General features: G+C 53.4%; 16 protein-coding genes and 2 tRNA genes. 14 read left to right on the plus strand and 4 right to left on the minus strand.

From position 1 onward, the window contains the following. Positions 1–35 precede the first annotated feature (35 nt). The 3 genes from GEAM_RS00880 to rsmC form a co-directional block, all read right to left on the minus strand. Positions 36–121, minus strand: a tRNA-Leu gene (locus GEAM_RS00880). A gap of 57 nt (positions 122–178) precedes the next feature. Next, positions 179–264: transfer RNA gene (locus GEAM_RS00885), tRNA-Leu, on the minus strand. Between the two features lie 278 nt (positions 265–542). Further along, a complete protein-coding gene (gene rsmC / locus GEAM_RS00890; protein WP_034786935.1) occupies positions 543–1,601 on the minus strand; it encodes a 16S rRNA (guanine(1207)-N(2))-methyltransferase RsmC in 1,059 nt (352 codons plus the stop codon). Positions 1,602–1,716: 115 nt separating this feature from the next. Here rsmC and GEAM_RS00895 point away from each other — a divergent pair, with 115 nt between their 5' ends. The 14 genes from GEAM_RS00895 to yjjJ all read left to right on the plus strand — a co-directional run bounded on the left by GEAM_RS00895 (position 1,717) and on the right by yjjJ (position 16,290). Then, positions 1,717–2,130, plus strand: a complete 414-nt coding sequence (locus GEAM_RS00895) for a DNA polymerase III subunit psi (protein ID WP_034786937.1) — start codon at positions 1,717–1,719, stop codon at positions 2,128–2,130. Then, entirely contained in the window at positions 2,099–2,542 is a 444-nt protein-coding gene (gene rimI, locus GEAM_RS00900; protein WP_034786939.1) for a ribosomal protein S18-alanine N-acetyltransferase, read from the plus strand. The genes GEAM_RS00895 and rimI overlap by 32 nt, the downstream gene beginning before the upstream one ends. 171 nt (positions 2,543–2,713) lie before the next feature. Further along, positions 2,714–3,022, plus strand: a complete 309-nt coding sequence (locus tag GEAM_RS00905; protein WP_034786942.1) for a helix-turn-helix domain-containing protein — start codon at positions 2,714–2,716, stop codon at positions 3,020–3,022. A 2-nt stretch (positions 3,023–3,024) separates the two neighbouring features. Next, entirely contained in the window at positions 3,025–4,284 is a 1,260-nt protein-coding gene (locus GEAM_RS00910; RefSeq protein ID WP_034786946.1) for a type II toxin-antitoxin system HipA family toxin, read from the plus strand. A 157-nt stretch (positions 4,285–4,441) separates the two neighbouring features. Further along, positions 4,442–6,031: a peptide chain release factor 3 gene (gene prfC, locus GEAM_RS00915; protein WP_034786949.1), complete on the plus strand. Its 1,590-nt coding sequence runs from the start codon at positions 4,442–4,444 to the stop codon at positions 6,029–6,031. 480 nt (positions 6,032–6,511) lie between these two features. Further along, positions 6,512–7,102, plus strand: coding sequence for a molecular chaperone OsmY (osmY, locus tag GEAM_RS00920; RefSeq protein WP_034786952.1), 591 nt, complete (start codon positions 6,512–6,514; stop codon positions 7,100–7,102). 283 nt (positions 7,103–7,385) lie between these two features. Continuing rightward, complete coding sequence (locus GEAM_RS22475) at positions 7,386–7,547, plus strand: DUF1328 domain-containing protein (protein WP_013577105.1); 162 nt, start codon at positions 7,386–7,388, stop codon at positions 7,545–7,547. A 213-nt stretch (positions 7,548–7,760) separates the two neighbouring features. Next, complete coding sequence (locus tag GEAM_RS00925) at positions 7,761–8,972, plus strand: patatin-like phospholipase family protein (protein WP_034786955.1); 1,212 nt, start codon at positions 7,761–7,763, stop codon at positions 8,970–8,972. Next, complete coding sequence (locus GEAM_RS00930; RefSeq protein ID WP_034786958.1) at positions 8,972–9,751, plus strand: TatD family hydrolase; 780 nt, start codon at positions 8,972–8,974, stop codon at positions 9,749–9,751. The genes GEAM_RS00925 and GEAM_RS00930 overlap by 1 nt, the downstream gene beginning before the upstream one ends. 567 nt (positions 9,752–10,318) lie before the next feature. Further along, a complete protein-coding gene (deoC, locus tag GEAM_RS00935; protein ID WP_034786962.1) occupies positions 10,319–11,098 on the plus strand; it encodes a deoxyribose-phosphate aldolase in 780 nt (259 codons plus the stop codon). Positions 11,099–11,211: 113 nt separating this feature from the next. After that, complete coding sequence (deoA, locus tag GEAM_RS00940; protein ID WP_034786967.1) at positions 11,212–12,531, plus strand: thymidine phosphorylase; 1,320 nt, start codon at positions 11,212–11,214, stop codon at positions 12,529–12,531. A 108-nt stretch (positions 12,532–12,639) separates the two neighbouring features. Beyond that, positions 12,640–13,863 carry a phosphopentomutase gene (gene deoB, locus GEAM_RS00945; RefSeq protein WP_034786970.1) on the plus strand — a complete coding sequence of 408 codons (1,224 nt, stop codon included), beginning with the start codon at positions 12,640–12,642 and terminating at the stop codon, positions 13,861–13,863. 99 nt (positions 13,864–13,962) lie between these two features. Next, positions 13,963–14,682, plus strand: a complete 720-nt coding sequence (deoD, locus tag GEAM_RS00950; protein ID WP_034786972.1) for a purine-nucleoside phosphorylase — start codon at positions 13,963–13,965, stop codon at positions 14,680–14,682. Between the two features lie 261 nt (positions 14,683–14,943). Then, a complete protein-coding gene (gene yjjJ, locus GEAM_RS00955) occupies positions 14,944–16,290 on the plus strand; it encodes a type II toxin-antitoxin system HipA family toxin YjjJ (protein WP_034786974.1) in 1,347 nt (448 codons plus the stop codon). Here the strand turns inward: yjjJ and GEAM_RS00960 are convergent. Further along, complete coding sequence (locus GEAM_RS00960) at positions 16,287–17,084, minus strand: YtjB family periplasmic protein (RefSeq protein ID WP_034786976.1); 798 nt, start codon at positions 17,082–17,084, stop codon at positions 16,287–16,289. The genes yjjJ and GEAM_RS00960 overlap by 4 nt on opposite strands. Positions 17,085–17,271 lie beyond the last annotated feature (187 nt).

Raw genomic sequence — 17,271 nt, forward strand, 5'->3', positions numbered from 1 at the left:
CTTTATATATTACTGCCTGATTTATATCACCGGAGTGGTGCGAAGGGAGGGACTCGAACCCTCACATCCAAAGGACACTAACACCTGAAGCTAGCGCGTCTACCAATTCCGCCACCATCGCATCGTGCCGTGCAATATAAATACAGTTTACTGCTGATAACTCACTAAGTAGTTGTATTGGTGCGAAGGGAGGGACTCGAACCCTCACATCCAAAGGACACTAACACCTGAAGCTAGCGCGTCTACCAATTCCGCCACCATCGCATTCTCAGCAGAAAATTCATCAGAATTGACTCTGCGAGTAATACAACTACGGGGCCGAATTCTAGAGATTTCCGCCCCGCCGTCAATACTTATTTCCCCCAATGCGGACGTTTGGCGCAAAAAGCAGCATATTCATGGGGAATAGGGCTGTTTAACTGATACCAATAGCCAAATACGATGACTTGAGGGAAGGATCGCCGCGTTTGATGTCTCCCTGAGTGAAGCCAAGGCCGCGGCGATATTAGGTGCCGCAGCCTTATAGCTACGGCGAGTTGGGTCTAGCGCTTTTTCTTTTTCGGGTCACGTGGCGTGCGGCCTAGCGTGGCCTGATACACCTTAAAGCGGCCATTCTGCGCCAACACTTCGTGGCTGCCGAAAGTAGCGTCCAGCAAGGCGGCGTATGGCAGGAAGGCGTTAGCCACGATGCGCAGGTGCCCGCCGATATTCAGGTGTTTTGCTGCGCCGCGAATCAGCTGTTCAGCCGCATGCAGGCTGGTCTGTAAGCCTTCGTGGAACGGCGGGTTGGAAATGATCATATCGAAGCGGCCCGCGATGTCTGAATAGACATTACTGGCGATGACTTCGCCCGGCAGGTCGTTAGCTGCCAGCGTCGCGCGACTGGCTTCGATAGCCGCAGCGCTCACATCGCTGAGGGTGATTTTCATTTTTGGCGAATAGGTTGCCAATACCGCAGCCAGCACGCCGGAGCCGCAGGCGATATCCAACACTTTGCCTTTCACCGGCTCTTCGAAGCTGTTGATTAACAACAGGCTGCCGCTGTCCAGACCTTCACGGCTGAATACGCCCGGCAAGGTTTTGATGGCGACTTCTTCCACCATATAGGTGTCCCACCACTCTTCGGCGTCGAACTCAGGCTGCTTTTCCAAACGCCCGTGGTACAAGCCACAACGGCGTGCGCTGTCGATTTTGCTGACGGCGCACAGCTCTTCAAGCACGGTTTCCACGCTGCGAACGCCGCTGCGGTTCTCGCCGACCACAAAGATGTCGATGCCGACTGGCAACTGCGACAACAGGTTGAACAGCTGGAATTTTGCTTCCTGCTTGCTCTTCGGCCAGTAGTAGACCAGCAGGTCAGCAGGCTTGATAAATTCGGCATCGGCTAACAGGCCAAATTGCACATTGTCTTGCAATGCGCCACGCAGCATCTGCCAGTGGTGATATTGATTGGTGTGAACGCGAACCTCTTCGGCCTCGCACTCATCTACGAAAATTGCGGGTAAATCATCTTGTAAGTCACCGGCAAACAGCACGCGGCGCCCTGTAAATTCGTCACTGTGGCGCAGTATTACTTCACTTGCCGGGGTTAATGCAGACATCAGGTTGTGGCTCCTCAGGAATATGACCGGTGATTATAGAGGTTTATTGGCGCGCGTTCGATGTGTTTGCTAGCATAGCGCGGCATTTCGGGTGTTCAACAGGCAGGGAACAGGTATGGCATCAAGACGAGACTGGCTGTTACAACAGATGGGTATCACGCAGTGGACATTGCGCAAACCCGCTGTTTTACAAGGTGAAGTGGCAGTTAGCCTGCCGGAAAATACTCGCCTGCTGATCGTCGCCGATGTGCCGCCTGCTGAAGATGATCCGCTGGTAAATGATGTGGTGCGCAGCCTGGCGCTGGCCGCTCAACAGGTTTACCGCCTGACGCCAGAACAGGTGAGCATGCTCCCCGAAGGCACGCATTGTAATACATGGCGACTGGGCATCAACGCACCCTTAGCGGTTGAAGGCACGCAGTTATCCAGCCCGGCACTGGCCGAGCTTTATCAAAATGCCGCAGCCAAACGTGCGCTCTGGCAGCAGATTTGTGAAAATGAACAACATTTCTATTCTGACGCCCGCTGATTTACCCCGTGCTCTGCAAATTGAAAACGCCAGCCACGCCTTCCCGTGGACCGAGAAAACCTTAGCCAGCAATCAGGGCGAGCGTTACCTCAATCTCAAAATCATGCAGGGCGAGCAGGTCGCCGGTTTCGCCATCACCCAGATAGTCCTCGACGAAGCGACGCTGTTCAACATCGCCATCGATCCCGCATTCCAGCGCCAAGGCTTAGGTCGCAAGCTGCTTGAAGATGTCATCGAAAAGCTCGAGCAGCGCGAAGTCGTCACCCTGTGGCTGGAAGTCCGCGCCTCCAACAGCAAAGCCATCGCGCTGTATGAAAGCCTCGGCTTTAATGAAGTTTCCGTTCGCCGCAACTATTACCCCGCCGCGCAAGGCCGCGAAGACGCCATCATGATGGCGCTGATTTTGGGTTAATTCGCGAATACACCTCATTGCTTGTAATTCTCCTAAAAATACATCTCATAAGGTGTTTCTAATTTATAAAACATCTCATGAGTTGTTTTTATTCATAATAACAATCATTAAGTTGTTATAGCGAGAAGTAACAACTAGAGTGTTGTTAAATGCAGCGATTGGAACAGCAGGATGAGAGCACTTAAACAACTTCCCGAGCTTCTGAAACATCGTCGGTTGCAGTTAGATCTCAACCAAAAAGATATGTTGATGAGAATAGGTATGTCTCAGCAGCAATATCAGCGAATTGAGGCGGGTGGAGATCCGCGTCTTTCAACGCTTCTACGTGTTCTGGAAGGGATGGATCTCGAGCTGATGCTAGTTCCGCGCAAACGGGTAACGGAAGTAGAAGAGTTACTGGCGGGCAGCCCAACAAGCCTCACTTTAAATGAAAATCCCCCTGACCATTGGAAAGACATACTGGGCGATTTAGAGGATTAAATTTGAGCAAGCAAACTGAAACCGTTGAGGCGTTGTCACTGTATCTTGGCGAGCAGCGAATAGGTGTGTTAGCGCACTATGCGGGGAGCCGAAACATTCTGACTTTCGATCCCGCCTATATTGCTTTGCCCGAGAGCGCGCGCCCCATTTTCACGCTGACTCAAAAAACACATCCCGATTATCTACACCAACCCTTAGTTTCTGCCATTAGCTTGCCTCCAGTGTTGTCCAATTTGCTGCCTGAAGGGGCGTTACGCGAGTGGATGGCACAGGCGCTGAAAACCCATCGTGATTCTGAATTTCCTTTATTGGCTTACACGGGAAATAACCTTCCGGGCGCGCTATTGGTGAAAGCTATTGCGCTGGGAGAGATGCCTGTATGGGCCAAAGCCTCCCGTGGAGATCGTCTGGAGCCGGTGCAAATAGAGGTAAGCCGGCAGGCCGATAAATTCTCGTTAGCCGGGGTACAGTTGAAATTCTCGGCATTAAGACTGGGTGGGCGGTTCAACATTAGCACAGAGGTGGGTGGCGATAGTTGGATCATTAAAACGCCATCAGTCGTGCACCCGGGGCTTGCCGAAAACGAGTTTACTTCCATGACGCTGGCTGCATCGGTGGGGGTAGAAATTCCTGAAATTAAGCTTATCCGCCTGGCTGACATTGAAAACTTGCCAGATATTCGCCTGCCGGACGAGCCTTATGCCTTTAGCATAAAACGTTTTGATCGCGGTTTTAATGGGCGAGTTCAAACCGAAGATTTCGCTCAAATATTTGCTGTTTTTGCTCGCGAAAAATATGTGCGATTTAATTATGAACATATTGCTGCTGTGTTAGCGCGAGTAGGCTCGGCAGGCATGGCCGACGTGCAACAGATGGCGCGTCGGCTATTGGTTAATATTTTGTTGGGCAATGGCGATGCGCATTTGAAAAACTGGTCAATGATTTATCCAGACGGCCTCAATGGTCAGCTTTCGCCAGCCTACGACATTGTTAGCACCAAGGTTTATATTCCCAATGAGCAAGGTGTTGCCCTAAATATGGCAAAAGAGAAGCGTTGGGAGGTTATCTCTCTGCAAACTTTCGAACGCTGGGCCGAGCGTGTTGGCGTGTCTTGGTTAGCCGTTAAAGTTCACCTCGAAGATGTCATGCAAAAGGCGCGTGAAAGCTGGCCTGAGTTACTTGAGCAATTGCCAATGCTTGAGGCGCACAAAACCGTTTTGAGAGAACATTGGGCCTCACTCTCACCCGACTTCCGCCTCTAAGACCATTCCTTAAACCCTGCCTAAAAAACCATTGATTGCCCATCCAGCTCAAATCAGTGAAAATAGCCGGCTATTAACTTTTATTACCGCTTTGCCTGACGTCCTGTGACGTGATGAACAATGATGCAGGGCGGCCAACCGAAGAAACGTGAAAAACATGTCTCCAAGTGAATTCGCCCTCGAAGTGGCTAAACGCCGTACCTTCGCTATTATTTCTCACCCCGATGCGGGTAAAACGACCATCACTGAAAAGGTGTTGTTATTCGGACACGCGATTCAGACCGCCGGTACGGTAAAAGGCCGTGGCTCTAATAACCACGCAAAATCCGACTGGATGGAAATGGAAAAGCAGCGTGGTATCTCCATCACTACCTCCGTGATGCAGTTCCCGTACCGCCACTGTCTGGTTAACCTGCTCGACACCCCGGGGCACGAAGACTTCTCTGAAGATACTTACCGTACCCTGACGGCGGTTGACTGCTGTCTGATGGTGATCGACGCCGCGAAAGGTGTAGAAGACCGTACCCGTAAGCTGATGGAAGTTACTCGTCTGCGCGATACGCCAATTCTTACCTTTATGAACAAACTCGACCGTGACATCCGTGACCCAATGGAAGTGATGGACGAAGTTGAGCGTGAGCTGAAGATTGCCTGCTCACCAATCACTTGGCCTATCGGCTGCGGCAAGCTGTTCAAAGGGGTTTACCACCTCTATAAAGACGAAACTTACCTGTATCAGACCGGTAAAGGTCACACCATTCAGGAAGTACGCATCGTTAAAGGGTTGAATAACCCTGACCTCGACGCCGCCGTGGGTGAAGATCTGGCGAAGCAGCTGCGTGAAGAGCTGGAGCTGGTGCAGGGCGCGTCCCACGAGTTCGAGCAAGAAGCTTTCCTCAGTGGCGAACTGACGCCAGTGTTCTTCGGGACCGCATTGGGTAACTTCGGCGTTGATCATATGCTGGACGGCTTGGTTGAGTGGGCGCCAGCTCCGATGCCACGCAACACCGACCTGCGTGAAGTGAAAGCCAGCGACGAGAAGTTCACCGGATTCGTCTTTAAGATTCAGGCCAACATGGACCCGAAACACCGTGACCGCGTGGCTTTCATGCGCGTGGTGTCCGGCAAATATGAGAAAGGCATGAAGCTGCGCCAAGTGCGTACCGGCAAAGACGTGGTGATTTCTGACGCCCTAACCTTTATGGCGGGCGACCGTTCGCACGTGGAAGAAGCCTATCCCGGCGATATCATCGGCTTGCACAACCACGGCACCATTCAGATTGGTGACACCTTCACTCAGGGCGAGAACATGAAGTTCACCGGCATTCCGAACTTCGCCCCAGAAATGTTCCGTCGTATTCGTCTGCGTGATCCGCTGAAGCAGAAACAGCTGCTGAAAGGGCTGGTTCAGCTGTCGGAAGAGGGCGCAGTACAGGTATTCCGCCCAATCGCCAACAACGACCTTATCGTCGGCGCGGTCGGCGTGCTGCAGTTTGAAGTGGTGGTCGCGCGTCTGAAGAGCGAGTACAACGTTGAAGCGATTTACGAATCCGTCAACGTCAGCACCGCGCGCTGGGTTGAATGCAGCGACGTGAAGAAGTTCGAAGAGTTCAAGCGTAAGAACGAAGTTAACCTCGCGCTGGACGGCGGTGATAACCTGACTTACATCGCGCCGACCATGGTGAACCTGAATCTGGCGTCAGAGCGTTATCCAGAAGTGACGTTCCGCAAAACCCGCGAGCATTAATTTTCACTGCTCAGTTAACCTGATTCACGGGTTAACTCATCCACTTCAAAAGGCGACGATCATGTCGCCTTTTCTCTTTCTGCTTGCCCAAATCTGCTGATTTATTGTTTCCGCTGCGCAACTACTTTTGCGGTTTTCGTTGATTTATTGGGCAATAATGTCGCGTTTTGATCGGACTTGTCTGCATTTGGCGTCGATTTGGCATTCTTTCTCCCGCTCTTCGATTTCTCAGCTATATTAAATCTGTGTGCAGCGAACGGTGGGTGAAATCACTGGTTCCGATTAATAAAGCAGAGTGTTATAGGGTAAAGGTGACAAATCTCACCCTTTGACGAATGACTCTACTGCACATGCAATAAGAGAAAGGTTTTTAACCAAGTTACAGACCTTAAGTCTGGTTCGATATTGCACAAAACCGTCACGACCATGTGACGTAAAGAGTCCGCCATTTTGGACTCATAAACTGAAAGGAAGAAATCGATGAAAAAGTCTAACTTTGCCTATTCCATGCTGGCCGTTGTTTTGAGCACCGCTGTAATGAGCGGGAGCGCATTGGCTGCAACCACCACTGATAGCGCGGGTGCAAAAATCGATAGCTCCATGAAGAAAGTTGATAGCTACATGGGCGACAGCGCCGTTACAGCAAAAGTTAAAAGCGCACTGATCGATGACAAAGCGATCAAGAGCAATGATATCTCCGTCAAAACTGACAACGGCGTCGTGACGCTGAGTGGTTTTGTCGGTTCACAGGCTGAAGGCGAGCAAGCCGTAGCCGTGGCGACCAAAGTTGAAGGCGTGAAGTCCGTCAGCGATAAATTGCACACCAAAGACAGCAAAGAGCAGTCTGCGAAAGGCTACGCTGGCGACACCGCCACCACCACCTCGGTGAAAGCGAAGCTGCTGGCTGACGACATCGTTCCATCACGCATGGTTAAAGTTGAAACCACCGACGGTGTTGTTCAACTTTCCGGTTCAGTAAAAGATCAGGCGCAGGCCGATCGTGCTGAAAGCGTGGCTAAAACCGTTGACGGTGTAAAAAGCGTCAAAAATGATCTGAAAATCGCACCATAAGATTTTCGACCAAAGATTGCCTGTTTTGGCAGGCAATCTGCTCTTCAGCAGTAAGCGTTAACACCATAAAACAGAACTCATGGGACCTTTCGCGCCAGAAAACAGTCAGTTTTTCTAACAGTTTCATTTTTACGACTATCTTTAAAAGGTAAGCATTTTTCTTTCAACAGGTGAAAAGCACTTTTGAAGCAGCCGAAAAGAAATGTTTAAAGCTGAACTGAGGCCCGGAATATTGGGTACCACATTGATTTGGGTAAAAGTTAAATAGGGTAAGGAGAAGCTTATGTTTCGTTGGGGCATTATATTTCTAATCATCGCGCTTATCGCGGCGGCTCTTGGTTTCGGTGGTCTGGCTGGTACAGCTGCCTGGGCTGCGAAAATCGTCTTCGTCGTCGGTATCATCCTGTTCTTGGTGAGCCTGTTTACTGGACGTAAACGACTCTGACACCAAGTCGGAAAGATTAAGTAGCAAGTAGAATCCTGCCGGGGATTAAATCTTACACTGAGGACCAACTTCTCGACATTAGAGAGTTTGGTTAACAGAAAGTAACGATTTAATCCCCGGTATTTTGTCTGTTGATTACCCATATTAGAAAGACAATGTATGCTCTTAGTTGAGGCCCGCCATTTGTGAGGCCGAAATACTGAGGGAAAGGCGTTGGGATACAGAATACCTGTCACGCTCGGCAACATTGAACCGCTGGCGTACAAACCCTACAAACCAGGCAAGATAGCGCTGGTGTGTGAAGGCGGCGGGCAACGGGGTATTTTCACCGCGGGCGTGCTGGATGAGTTCCAGCGTGCGGGGTTTAATCCGTTCGACCTGTATATCGGCACCTCTGCCGGGGCACAAAATCTCTCCGCTTTCGTCTGCGGCCAGCCGGGTTATGCCCGACGCGTTATCACGCGCTACACCACCAGTCCCCACTTCTTCAATCCTCTGCGCTTTGTGCGTGGCGGCCACTTGATCGACCTCGATTGGCTGGTGGAAGAAACCTCGAAAAACATGCCGCTGGCGATGGATACCGCCGAAAAGCTGCTGCTGGAAGGCCGCGAGTTTCTGATGTGCGCCTGCCGCAGCGATGATTACACCGCCAACTACTTCGCGCCGACGCGTGAGAATTGGCTGCCGGTGATCAAAGCCTCCAGCGCCATTCCTGGCTTCTATCGCATGGGCGTGGAGCTAGACGGCGTGAGCTACCAAGACGGCGGCATCAGCGACGCCATTCCGGTGGAAGAGGCTTATCGCCGTGGCGCGGACACGATCGTGGTGATCCGCACCGTGCCGTCCGCCATGTTCTACACCCCGCAGTGGATGAAGCGCATGGAGCAGTGGCTGAGCGAAAGTAGCCTGCAACAGCTGGTGCGCATGATGCAGCACCACGAGAGCAGCTATCACCGCATTCAGCAATTCATCGAAAATCCGCCGGGGGATCTGCGCATCTTCGAGATCTTCCCGCCAAAACCGCTGGCCAGCCACGCGTTGGGCAGCCGTTTACCGGCGTTGAATCAGGATTACCACCTTGGCCGTCGCTGCGCGCGCTACTTCCTGTCTGCCGCGTCGCACTGGCTGATCCCGCGTGAAAAAGATAAGCCGCTGCCTTATATCGTGCCGCGCACCACGCGACCAAAACGCGTGGTGGTGCCGGAAGAGAATCCAGAAAACGTGGTGCCGATCGCGGCGGAAGCCGGGCCGGTGGAGCAGATCATTCTCGATCCCGCCGTGCTTACTGACATCGTGGCCGACGGCGGCATGGTGCGCGCGGCGGCCTTCAACGATGAGAGCCCATATCCCGCCAAAAGCAGCGCGCCTAAGCCTGAAGCTCCGGCTAAAGCCGAGGACAAACGCAGCGATGGTGAAAACCTGTAATGGCGCATTTTGTTGATACCCACTGCCATTTCGATTTCCCGCCTTTTACCGGCGCCGAGGCCGAGAGCCTGTCGATGGCGGAACAGGCGGGGGTTCGCCAAATCATCGTTCCCGCCGTCACGTCGGACCGTTTTCAGGGCATTGTGCGGCTCGCCAAACAGCATCCCCAGCTGTACGCCGCGCTGGGCCTACATCCGCTGTACATTGCCCAGCACCATGATGCTGACATTGAGCTGTTGGACCGTTTTCTGGCTCAGCGAGATAGTAAGCTGGTGGCGGTAGGGGAGATTGGTTTGGATCTCTATATGGAAGAGCCGCAGTTTGCACGCCAACAGCGGCTGCTGAAATCGCAATTTGCCTTGGCGAAACGCGAAAATCTGCCGGTTATCCTGCACTCTCGCCGCAGTCACGATCAGCTGGCGGCAATGCTGCGTCAGGCCAAACTGCCGGCGACGGGCGTGGTTCACGGCTTTGCGGGCAGCCTTTCTCAGGCACAAGCCTTTGTTAAATTAGGCTTTGCCATCGGCGTTGGTGGCACCATCAGCTATGAGCGAGCGCAGAAAACCCGCAATGTCATGGCTCAGCTCCCTCTCTCCAGCTTGCTATTGGAAACCGACGCGCCGGATATGCCGCTGCAAGGTTTTCAGGGGCAGCCCAATCGCCCAGAGCGCGCCGCCACGGTGTTCGACGTGCTGTGCGAACTTCGTGAAGAATCTCCTGAGCAAATTGCTGACGCCTTGCTTGAGAACACCCGCCGCGTTTTCGCGCTACCGGCCTGAATTTTGTGACTCGTTGCCCCTCCAAAAAGTGATTTTGTTATTTAAATAACATTTTAAATTCACTTAATACCAAGCTATAGCTTTTAGTGCGCATTTCCAAACCAGTGCTTCTTCTTTAAATGTTATTATTATAACATTCATCTCAGGATCACCGGTCGGTGATCACAGAGTGGGTAACCCGCCATCAGTTGTCATGAATCGGGTATACACTCTTATTAGGGTCGGATATTGAGCATAATTGCGCCATTCTCAGAATTGTTGCGGCTTAAATGTGATTTGAATCTCATTTGTGCAAGTAACGTTGCAAGCGGTTTTCATAATTTGTGAAATACTGCACAGAGCAACCTGACACGGCGTGTTCAAATAGTCACAACGCATTGGCTGATGCCAATCAGGTGCGGTGAGAAGGATCTCATCTGCCAGCAGGGCGCGAATTCGCCTCTGTTCGCTGTCTTCAAGGAACCAAGTCCGCTCGCCAACCGTGCAGAGTTCGGCAACTTTTCCGAATTCATGACTGTATGCTCAGTTCTGGCTGGTCGCTGGAATTGAAAATTGTTGGAGAGTTTTATGACCGATTTAACCGCCGCAGCACAACGCGCACTGAACCTGATGGATTTAACCACCCTGAATGACGACGACACTGACGCCAAAGTGATCGCCCTGTGTCATCAGGCCAAAAGCCCGGCGGGCAACACCGCTGCTATCTGCATCTATCCACGATTCATTCCGGTTGCGCGCAAAGCCCTGCGTGAGCAAGGTACGCCAGACATCCGTATCGCGACCGTCACTAACTTCCCACACGGCAACGATGACATTGAGATCGCCGTGGCTGAAACCCGCGCGGCTATTGCCTATGGCGCAGACGAAGTTGACGTCGTATTCCCTTACCGCGCGCTGATTGCGGGCAACGAGCAGGTCGGTTTCGAGTTGGTGAAACAGTGTAAAGAAGCCTGTGCTGCCGCCAATGTGCTGCTGAAAGTGATCATCGAAACCGGTGAACTGAAGCAAGATTCGCTGATCCGCAAAGCGTCTGAAATCGCTATCAAAGCCGGGGCTGACTTCATCAAAACCTCAACCGGCAAGGTTCCGGTCAACGCGACCCTGCACAGCGCAGAGTTGATGATGACGGTAATTGCAGAGATGGGCGTAGGCAAAGCCGTGGGCTTCAAGCCAGCGGGTGGCGTGAAAACGGCTGAAGACGCTGCGCAGTATCTGGCATTGGCAGACCGCCTACTGGGCCGCGAATGGGCTGACTCACGTCATTTCCGTTTCGGCGCATCAAGCCTGTTGGCCAGCCTGCTGACCACGCTGGGCCACGCTGACCAAAAGTCTACCAGCAGCTATTGATGGTTAAGGCGCTGAGCTAACGCTTTCGGCGTTACGGGGTCCGGCTCGCCGGGCCTCTGCCATAGAACATCAATAACTTCCTCTCTACATTCCTAGTCATTCAGGAGCACTCCGTGTTTCTCGCACAAGAAATTATTCGAAAAAAACGTGACGGACAGCCGCTAAGCGAAGAGGAAATTCGCTTTTTCATCAATGGGATCCGTGACAGTCAGGTGTCGGAAGGGCAGATTGCTGCTCTGGCGATGACCATCTATTTCAATGACATGAACATGAAAGAGCGCGTGGCGCTGACCATGGCGATGCGCGACTCAGGCACCGTATTGAACTGGAACAGCCTCAACCTTAATGGGCCGATTGTCGACAAACACTCCACCGGCGGCGTGGGCGACGTGACTTCGCTGATGCTTGGCCCTATGGTGGCGGCCTGTGGCGGCTACGTGCCAATGATCTCCGGGCGCGGTCTGGGCCATACCGGCGGCACGCTGGACAAACTGGAAGCCATTCCGGGCTTCGATATCTTCCCGGATGACAACCGTTTCCGCAGCATTATCAAAGACGTCGGCGTGGCTATCATCGGCCAGACCAGCTCTTTGGCTCCGGCGGACAAACGCTTCTACGCCACCCGTGATATCACGGCGACCGTCGACTCTATCCCGCTGATCACCGGCTCCATTCTCGCCAAGAAACTGGCGGAAGGGCTGGACGCGCTGGTGATGGACGTCAAAGTCGGCTCTGGCGCATTTATGCCGACCTACCAGCTGTCAGAAGACTTGGCGCAGGCAATTGTTGACGTGGCTAACGGCGCGGGCTGCAAAACCACCGCGCTGCTGACCGACATGAATCAGGTGTTGGCTTCCAGCGCGGGTAACGCGGTGGAAGTACGCGAAGCCGTGCGCTTCCTGACGGGCGAATATCGCAACCCACGCTTGCTGGAAGTCACTATGGCGCTGTGCGTCGAGATGCTGATTTCCGGCGGTTTGGCCAGCGACGACGCCGACGCGCGCCGCCAGCTGCAAGCCGTGCTCGACAACGGCAAGGCGGCAGAGATCTTCGGCCGCATGGTCGCGGCGCAAAAAGGGCCGACCGATTTCATCGAGCGTTACGCCAGCTACTTGCCGCAGGCGACTCTCAGCAAGCCGGTCTACTCAGAGAAAGCCGGGATTGTCAGTGCTATGGACACCCGTGCGCTGGGCATGGCGGTGGTATCACTGGGTGGCGGCCGTCGCCGCGCCAGCGACCCAATCGACTACAGCGTGGGTCTGACCAACATGGCGCACTTGGGCCAGCAGGTCGATACCCAGCAGCCATTAGCGATGATCCACGCCAGCAATGAAGAAGCGTGGCAGAGCGCCGCTGATGAAGTTCGCGCCGCCATCGTCCTCAGTGACAAGGCGCCGGAAACCACGCCGGTGGTTTATCGCAGAATTAAATAATCGGATATTTGGGGGTTGAAAAAGCCTAGCTACGCCCCCAATTCAATATGATCTGTGTGTCGGCCTGAACCGATGCACGCAACGAATAATTGAGCATAGGAGTGCAAGATGAAACGTACGTTTATCATGGTACTGGACTCATTCGGTATTGGTGCCAGTAAAGATGCTGAAAAATTCGGTGATGCAGGTTCTGACACATTGGGCCATATTGCTGCTGCCTGTGCACGTGGCGACGCCAACGTTGGACGCCAAGGCCCACTGAATCTGCCTAACCTGACCCGTTTAGGTTTGGCGAAAGCTGCCGAAGCGTCTACCGGCAAGATCCCTGACGGTATGGACGGTAACGCTGAGATAACCGGCGCTTACGCTTATGCCAGCGAGCTTTCTTCCGGTAAAGACACCCCGTCTGGTCACTGGGAAATCGCCGGTGTTCCGGTCTTATTCGACTGGGGTTACTTCAGCGACACCACCAACAGCTTCCCGCAGGAACTGCTGGATAAGCTGGTGAAACGCGCCAACCTGCCGGGCTATCTGGGCAACTGCCACTCTTCCGGTACCGTGGTGCTAGACGACTTGGGCGAAGAGCACATGAAAACCGGCAAGCCGATTTTCTACACCTCTGCTGACTCCGTGTTCCAGATTGCCTGCCACGAAGAGACTTTCGGCTTAGATCGCCTCTACGAGCTGTGTGAAATTGCCCGTGAAGAGCTGACCGAAGGCGGCTACAACATTGGTCGCGTAATCGCCCGTCCGTTCATTGGTGACAAGAAAGGTCACTTCGAGCGTACTGGTAACCGCCATGACTTAGCCGTAGAGCCGCCAGCACCTACCATTCTGAAAAAGCTGGTTGATGAGAAAAACGGTAACGTGGTGTCTGTGGGTAAAATCGCCGACATCTATGCTCAGGTGGGTATCACCAAAAAAGTGAAAGCTACTGGTCTGGACGCGCTGTTTGACGCAACCATTCAAGAGATGAAACTGGCTGGCGACAAAACTATCGTCTTCACCAACTTCGTAGACTTCGACTCCGCTTACGGCCACCGCCGTGACGTGCCGGGCTACGCAGCGGCGTTAGAGCTGTTCGACCGTCGTATGCCAGAGCTGCTGGAACTGGTGAAAGAAGATGACATCATCATCTTCACCGCTGACCACGGTTGTGACCCAACGTGGCGTGGCACCGACCATACCCGCGAGCACATTCCAGTGTTAATCTACGGCCCGAAAGTGAAACCTGGTTCATTAGGTTACCGCGACACCTTCGCGGATATCGGCCAGACCGTGGCGAAGTATTTTGACCTGTCGCCGATGGATTACGGTAAATCCATGCTGTAAAACTTCGCGTATTCAAGCTGTATCCCATCTGGTTACGGCTTGAAATTCCTCAAGTTTGTATACGAAATTATATTAATAAGAATCTAAAGGACGATAACAATGGCAACTCCACACATTAATGCCGAGATGGGCGACTTTGCTGACGTAGTGCTGATGCCGGGAGACCCGCTGCGCGCTAAGCACATTGCTGAGACTTTCCTGCAAGACGTGAAACAAGTGAACGACGTGCGTGGCATGTTGGGCTTCACCGGTACTTATAAAGGCCGCAAAATTTCTGTAATGGGCCACGGCATGGGCATCCCTTCTTGCTCAATCTATGCCAAAGAGCTGATCACCGAATTCGGCGTGAAGAAAATCATCCGTGTGGGTTCTTGCGGCGCAGTTCGTCCAGACATCAAGCTGCGTGACATCGTTATCGGCATGGGCGCATGTACGGATTCCAAAGTGAACCGTCTGCGTTTCAAAGACCATGACTACGCGGCTATCGCTGACTTCGACATGGTGCGTAACGCCTCTGACGCGGCGAAAGCCAAAGGCATCAACGCGCGCGTGGGTAACATCTTCTCTGCTGACCTGTTCTACTCGCCGGACCCGCAAATGTTCGACGTGATGGAAAAATACGGCATTCTGGGTGTGGAAATGGAAGCCGCCGGTATCTACGGCGTGGCAGCAGAGTTCGGCGCGAAAGCACTGACTATCTGTACCGTTTCCGACCACATCCGTACTCACGAGCAAACCACCGCTGAAGAACGCCAGACCACCTTCAACGACATGATCGAAATCGCACTGGAATCCGTTCTGCTGGGCGATAAAGAGTAAGTTCTGTAGCCAGACCGCAGACAGCAAAACGGGGACGTTAAAAGTCCCCGTTTCTATTCATATTTTTCAGCTTTTCTATTCACCAAATCGCGGTTTTTTGCCTTTTTTTGACCTTTTCAATCTCTCTTCTTTCCTATTTTTTCTCTATATTTTTCTTTTTATTGATTTTTCCCTCGCTTGGCTCTCATCTTTGCTCTATAAATAATTAAGGTTTTCTATTCACCTTTCTATTCATCTTGCTATGCAGGGATTGATTCAATAATGAGTGAGTTGGCTGATTTACTGCGTCAGGGCAGCTTGACGGCGAAAGAGATCATGGCCCAAATTGGGGTAAGTCAGGCAACGCTTTCCCGTCGGCTTGCTGAGCAGAGTGATGTGCGCAAGATAGGCCGGGGGAAGTCAACGCGCTACGCCTTGCTGCGGCCGGTTGGTGGAGAGAGTGAGTTTCCGCTCTACCGAATTGATACTCAGGGGCACGCCGAGCAAATCGGCAGCATTGTGTCGATATGGCCTGCGGAGAGCTGCGCGTTTGAAACCGCTGACGGGCAGTGCGCGCTGTTCGACGGGCTGCCGTGGTTTATTACCGACATGCGCCCGCAGGGATTTTTGGGCCGCGCGTGGGGGCGGGATGTCAGCGCGCTATTGGCACTACCTGAAGATATTAAGCTGTGGAATGAGTCGCAAACCCTGCTGGCCCTTAGCCGACATGGCAATGAAACCGTGGGCAACCTGATTGTGGGGCAGGCTGCCTATCAGCAGTGGGCGTTAAAGCCGGATGAGTCAGCCGTGGCTTGGCGAGGTAAGATCTCAGCGTTCGAAGATCTGGCGCAAAAAAGCCTCGCGGGGCAAGAGGTGGGCTCTTCGGCAGGGGGGGAACAGCCAAAGTTTAGCGTTTTTGTCGAGCATCCGCAGAAGCCAGCTTCCCACGTTTTAGTCAAATTCTCCCCGCGAGATGGCAATGAAAACACCCGGCGCTGGGGCGATTTGCTTCGCGCGGAGGCTCACGCGCTGGCCGTGTTGCAACAGGCAGGCATTGCGGCGGCACGGGCGGAGGTGTACAGCGGAAGCCATGGTGAGGTGTTCTTAGAGGTCGAACGCTTTGATCGCCTTGGCGAGCGCGGGCGGCGCGGTTTGGCATCGCTGGAGGCCGTCGCCGCTGAATTCACGGGCAGCCACGGTAGCTGGGTCGCCATCGCGGAAAAATTGCAGCAGGAGAAACTGATTTCGCAGAGCACGCTGGCGCGCATTGGCGAGCTTTACGCCTTTGGCAAACTGATCGCCAATGGTGATATGCATCAGGGGAACCTGTCTTTTATCGACCCACCGCTGTTGCCGAACAAGTTCGCCTTCGAGCTATCGCCGGTTTATGACATGCTGCCAATGAGCTTCGCGCCGGACAGAAGCGGCAACATGAAACGGCAGGCAATCAATATCGTTTTAGACCCCAGCGTGGCGAAAAGCCAGTGGCTGCGGGCTCAGCGCTGGGCGTCAGATTTTTGGCAGAAGGTGGAGCAGGACGAGCAAATCAGCCCTGAATTCCGCCTGATAGCCAGCCAGATGCTGGCTCAGGTTGCACAGCTCACCGCCAATATTCGGCGGCTGGCTTAATCCCGCTTTTCGCGGCTGCGTTTCAGGCTGCGGTAGGCGGCCTGAGCGGCTTCTTTGGTTTGTTGCTCGGTGGCGGGTTTGGCGGGAGCCACCTCCGCGTCGGGCTCGGTCATGTTCAGCGTCGGCGGCGGGCCGAACTCGTCGGCTTCTTCTTCCTCTGGCTCATCATCCTCTTTGACCGGCGTGCTGGCGGTCAGCAGGAAAGGTGATTGCTGCCAGCGACTACGGCGGCCCTGCAACAGGGTGCGGGCAAGGATAATACCGACGCCGAGCGCAGCGAGCATCATCAGGCGCAGCAGGTTGGTGGTGTTATCCACTTGTTTGGATTCGGTCGCCAGCACGTGGGTGTCGAGGGTCAGGCGCAGAAAGCCGCTCGGGCCGTCTTTATCTTCAATGGGCTGAACGATTTGGTGGTTGAAGTAGCTGCCCGCGCGTTTGCCGTCGAGCGCCAGCCGGTCGCGAACCGGCACCTTTTCACCGGCGTGGGCAATCAGTGAGCCATCCATCTGATAGACGCTGGCATCAAGAATGCGACTGTTGTCGGTAAGTTGATTCAAAATAGTGGAAATCTGGGCGATATCCGCGCCATCATTCTCGCTGTCCATCAGCGGAGCCAGACTAAAAGCCACTTGTTTCGCCAGCGTCTGGGCAAGTTGTTCCACCTGCTGGGAACGGGCAAGCTGATGCCCCAAGCTAAAGTAGGAAGCTCCTTGCATCAGAATTACCAATAAAGCCAAACAAATCATCACGATAGCTGTGCGATGCAGGCGAAATTTCAGTTTGGCCTTTGCCATTCTGTTTCCTTAAGATTTTCGACGACTTTAATGTTGCCAGAAGCGCGGGCTATAGGGTAGCTTGTTGCCTCATTTATGCCCTTCATCCTTCAAGCTGCTTCTGCGTTGGCTGCCTTCGCGAATCCCAGTCACATACTGATGTATGCTCCTGGGTTTCACTCAGTTGCCGCCTTGACGCAACGTGAAT

The organism is Ewingella americana ATCC 33852 (genome assembly GCF_000735345.1).
GTDB classification, from domain to species: Bacteria; Pseudomonadota; Gammaproteobacteria; order Enterobacterales; family Enterobacteriaceae; genus Ewingella; species Ewingella americana.

Coding starts and splice junctions, on each gene's coding strand:
- rsmC (WP_034786935.1), bottom strand. CDS start 1,601: ATGTCTGCATTAACCCCGGCAAGTGAAGTAATACTGCGCCACAGTGAC.
- GEAM_RS00895 (WP_034786937.1), top strand. CDS start 1,717: ATGGCATCAAGACGAGACTGGCTGTTACAACAGATGGGTATCACGCAG.
- rimI (WP_034786939.1), top strand. CDS start 2,099: ATGAACAACATTTCTATTCTGACGCCCGCTGATTTACCCCGTGCTCTG.
- GEAM_RS00905 (WP_034786942.1), top strand. CDS start 2,714: ATGAGAGCACTTAAACAACTTCCCGAGCTTCTGAAACATCGTCGGTTG.
- prfC (WP_034786949.1), top strand. CDS start 4,442: ATGTCTCCAAGTGAATTCGCCCTCGAAGTGGCTAAACGCCGTACCTTC.
- osmY (WP_034786952.1), top strand. CDS start 6,512: ATGAAAAAGTCTAACTTTGCCTATTCCATGCTGGCCGTTGTTTTGAGC.
- GEAM_RS22475 (WP_013577105.1), top strand. CDS start 7,386: ATGTTTCGTTGGGGCATTATATTTCTAATCATCGCGCTTATCGCGGCG.
- GEAM_RS00930 (WP_034786958.1), top strand. CDS start 8,972: ATGGCGCATTTTGTTGATACCCACTGCCATTTCGATTTCCCGCCTTTT.
- deoC (WP_034786962.1), top strand. CDS start 10,319: ATGACCGATTTAACCGCCGCAGCACAACGCGCACTGAACCTGATGGAT.
- deoB (WP_034786970.1), top strand. CDS start 12,640: ATGAAACGTACGTTTATCATGGTACTGGACTCATTCGGTATTGGTGCC.
- deoD (WP_034786972.1), top strand. CDS start 13,963: ATGGCAACTCCACACATTAATGCCGAGATGGGCGACTTTGCTGACGTA.
- yjjJ (WP_034786974.1), top strand. CDS start 14,944: ATGAGTGAGTTGGCTGATTTACTGCGTCAGGGCAGCTTGACGGCGAAA.
- GEAM_RS00960 (WP_034786976.1), bottom strand. CDS start 17,084: ATGGCAAAGGCCAAACTGAAATTTCGCCTGCATCGCACAGCTATCGTG.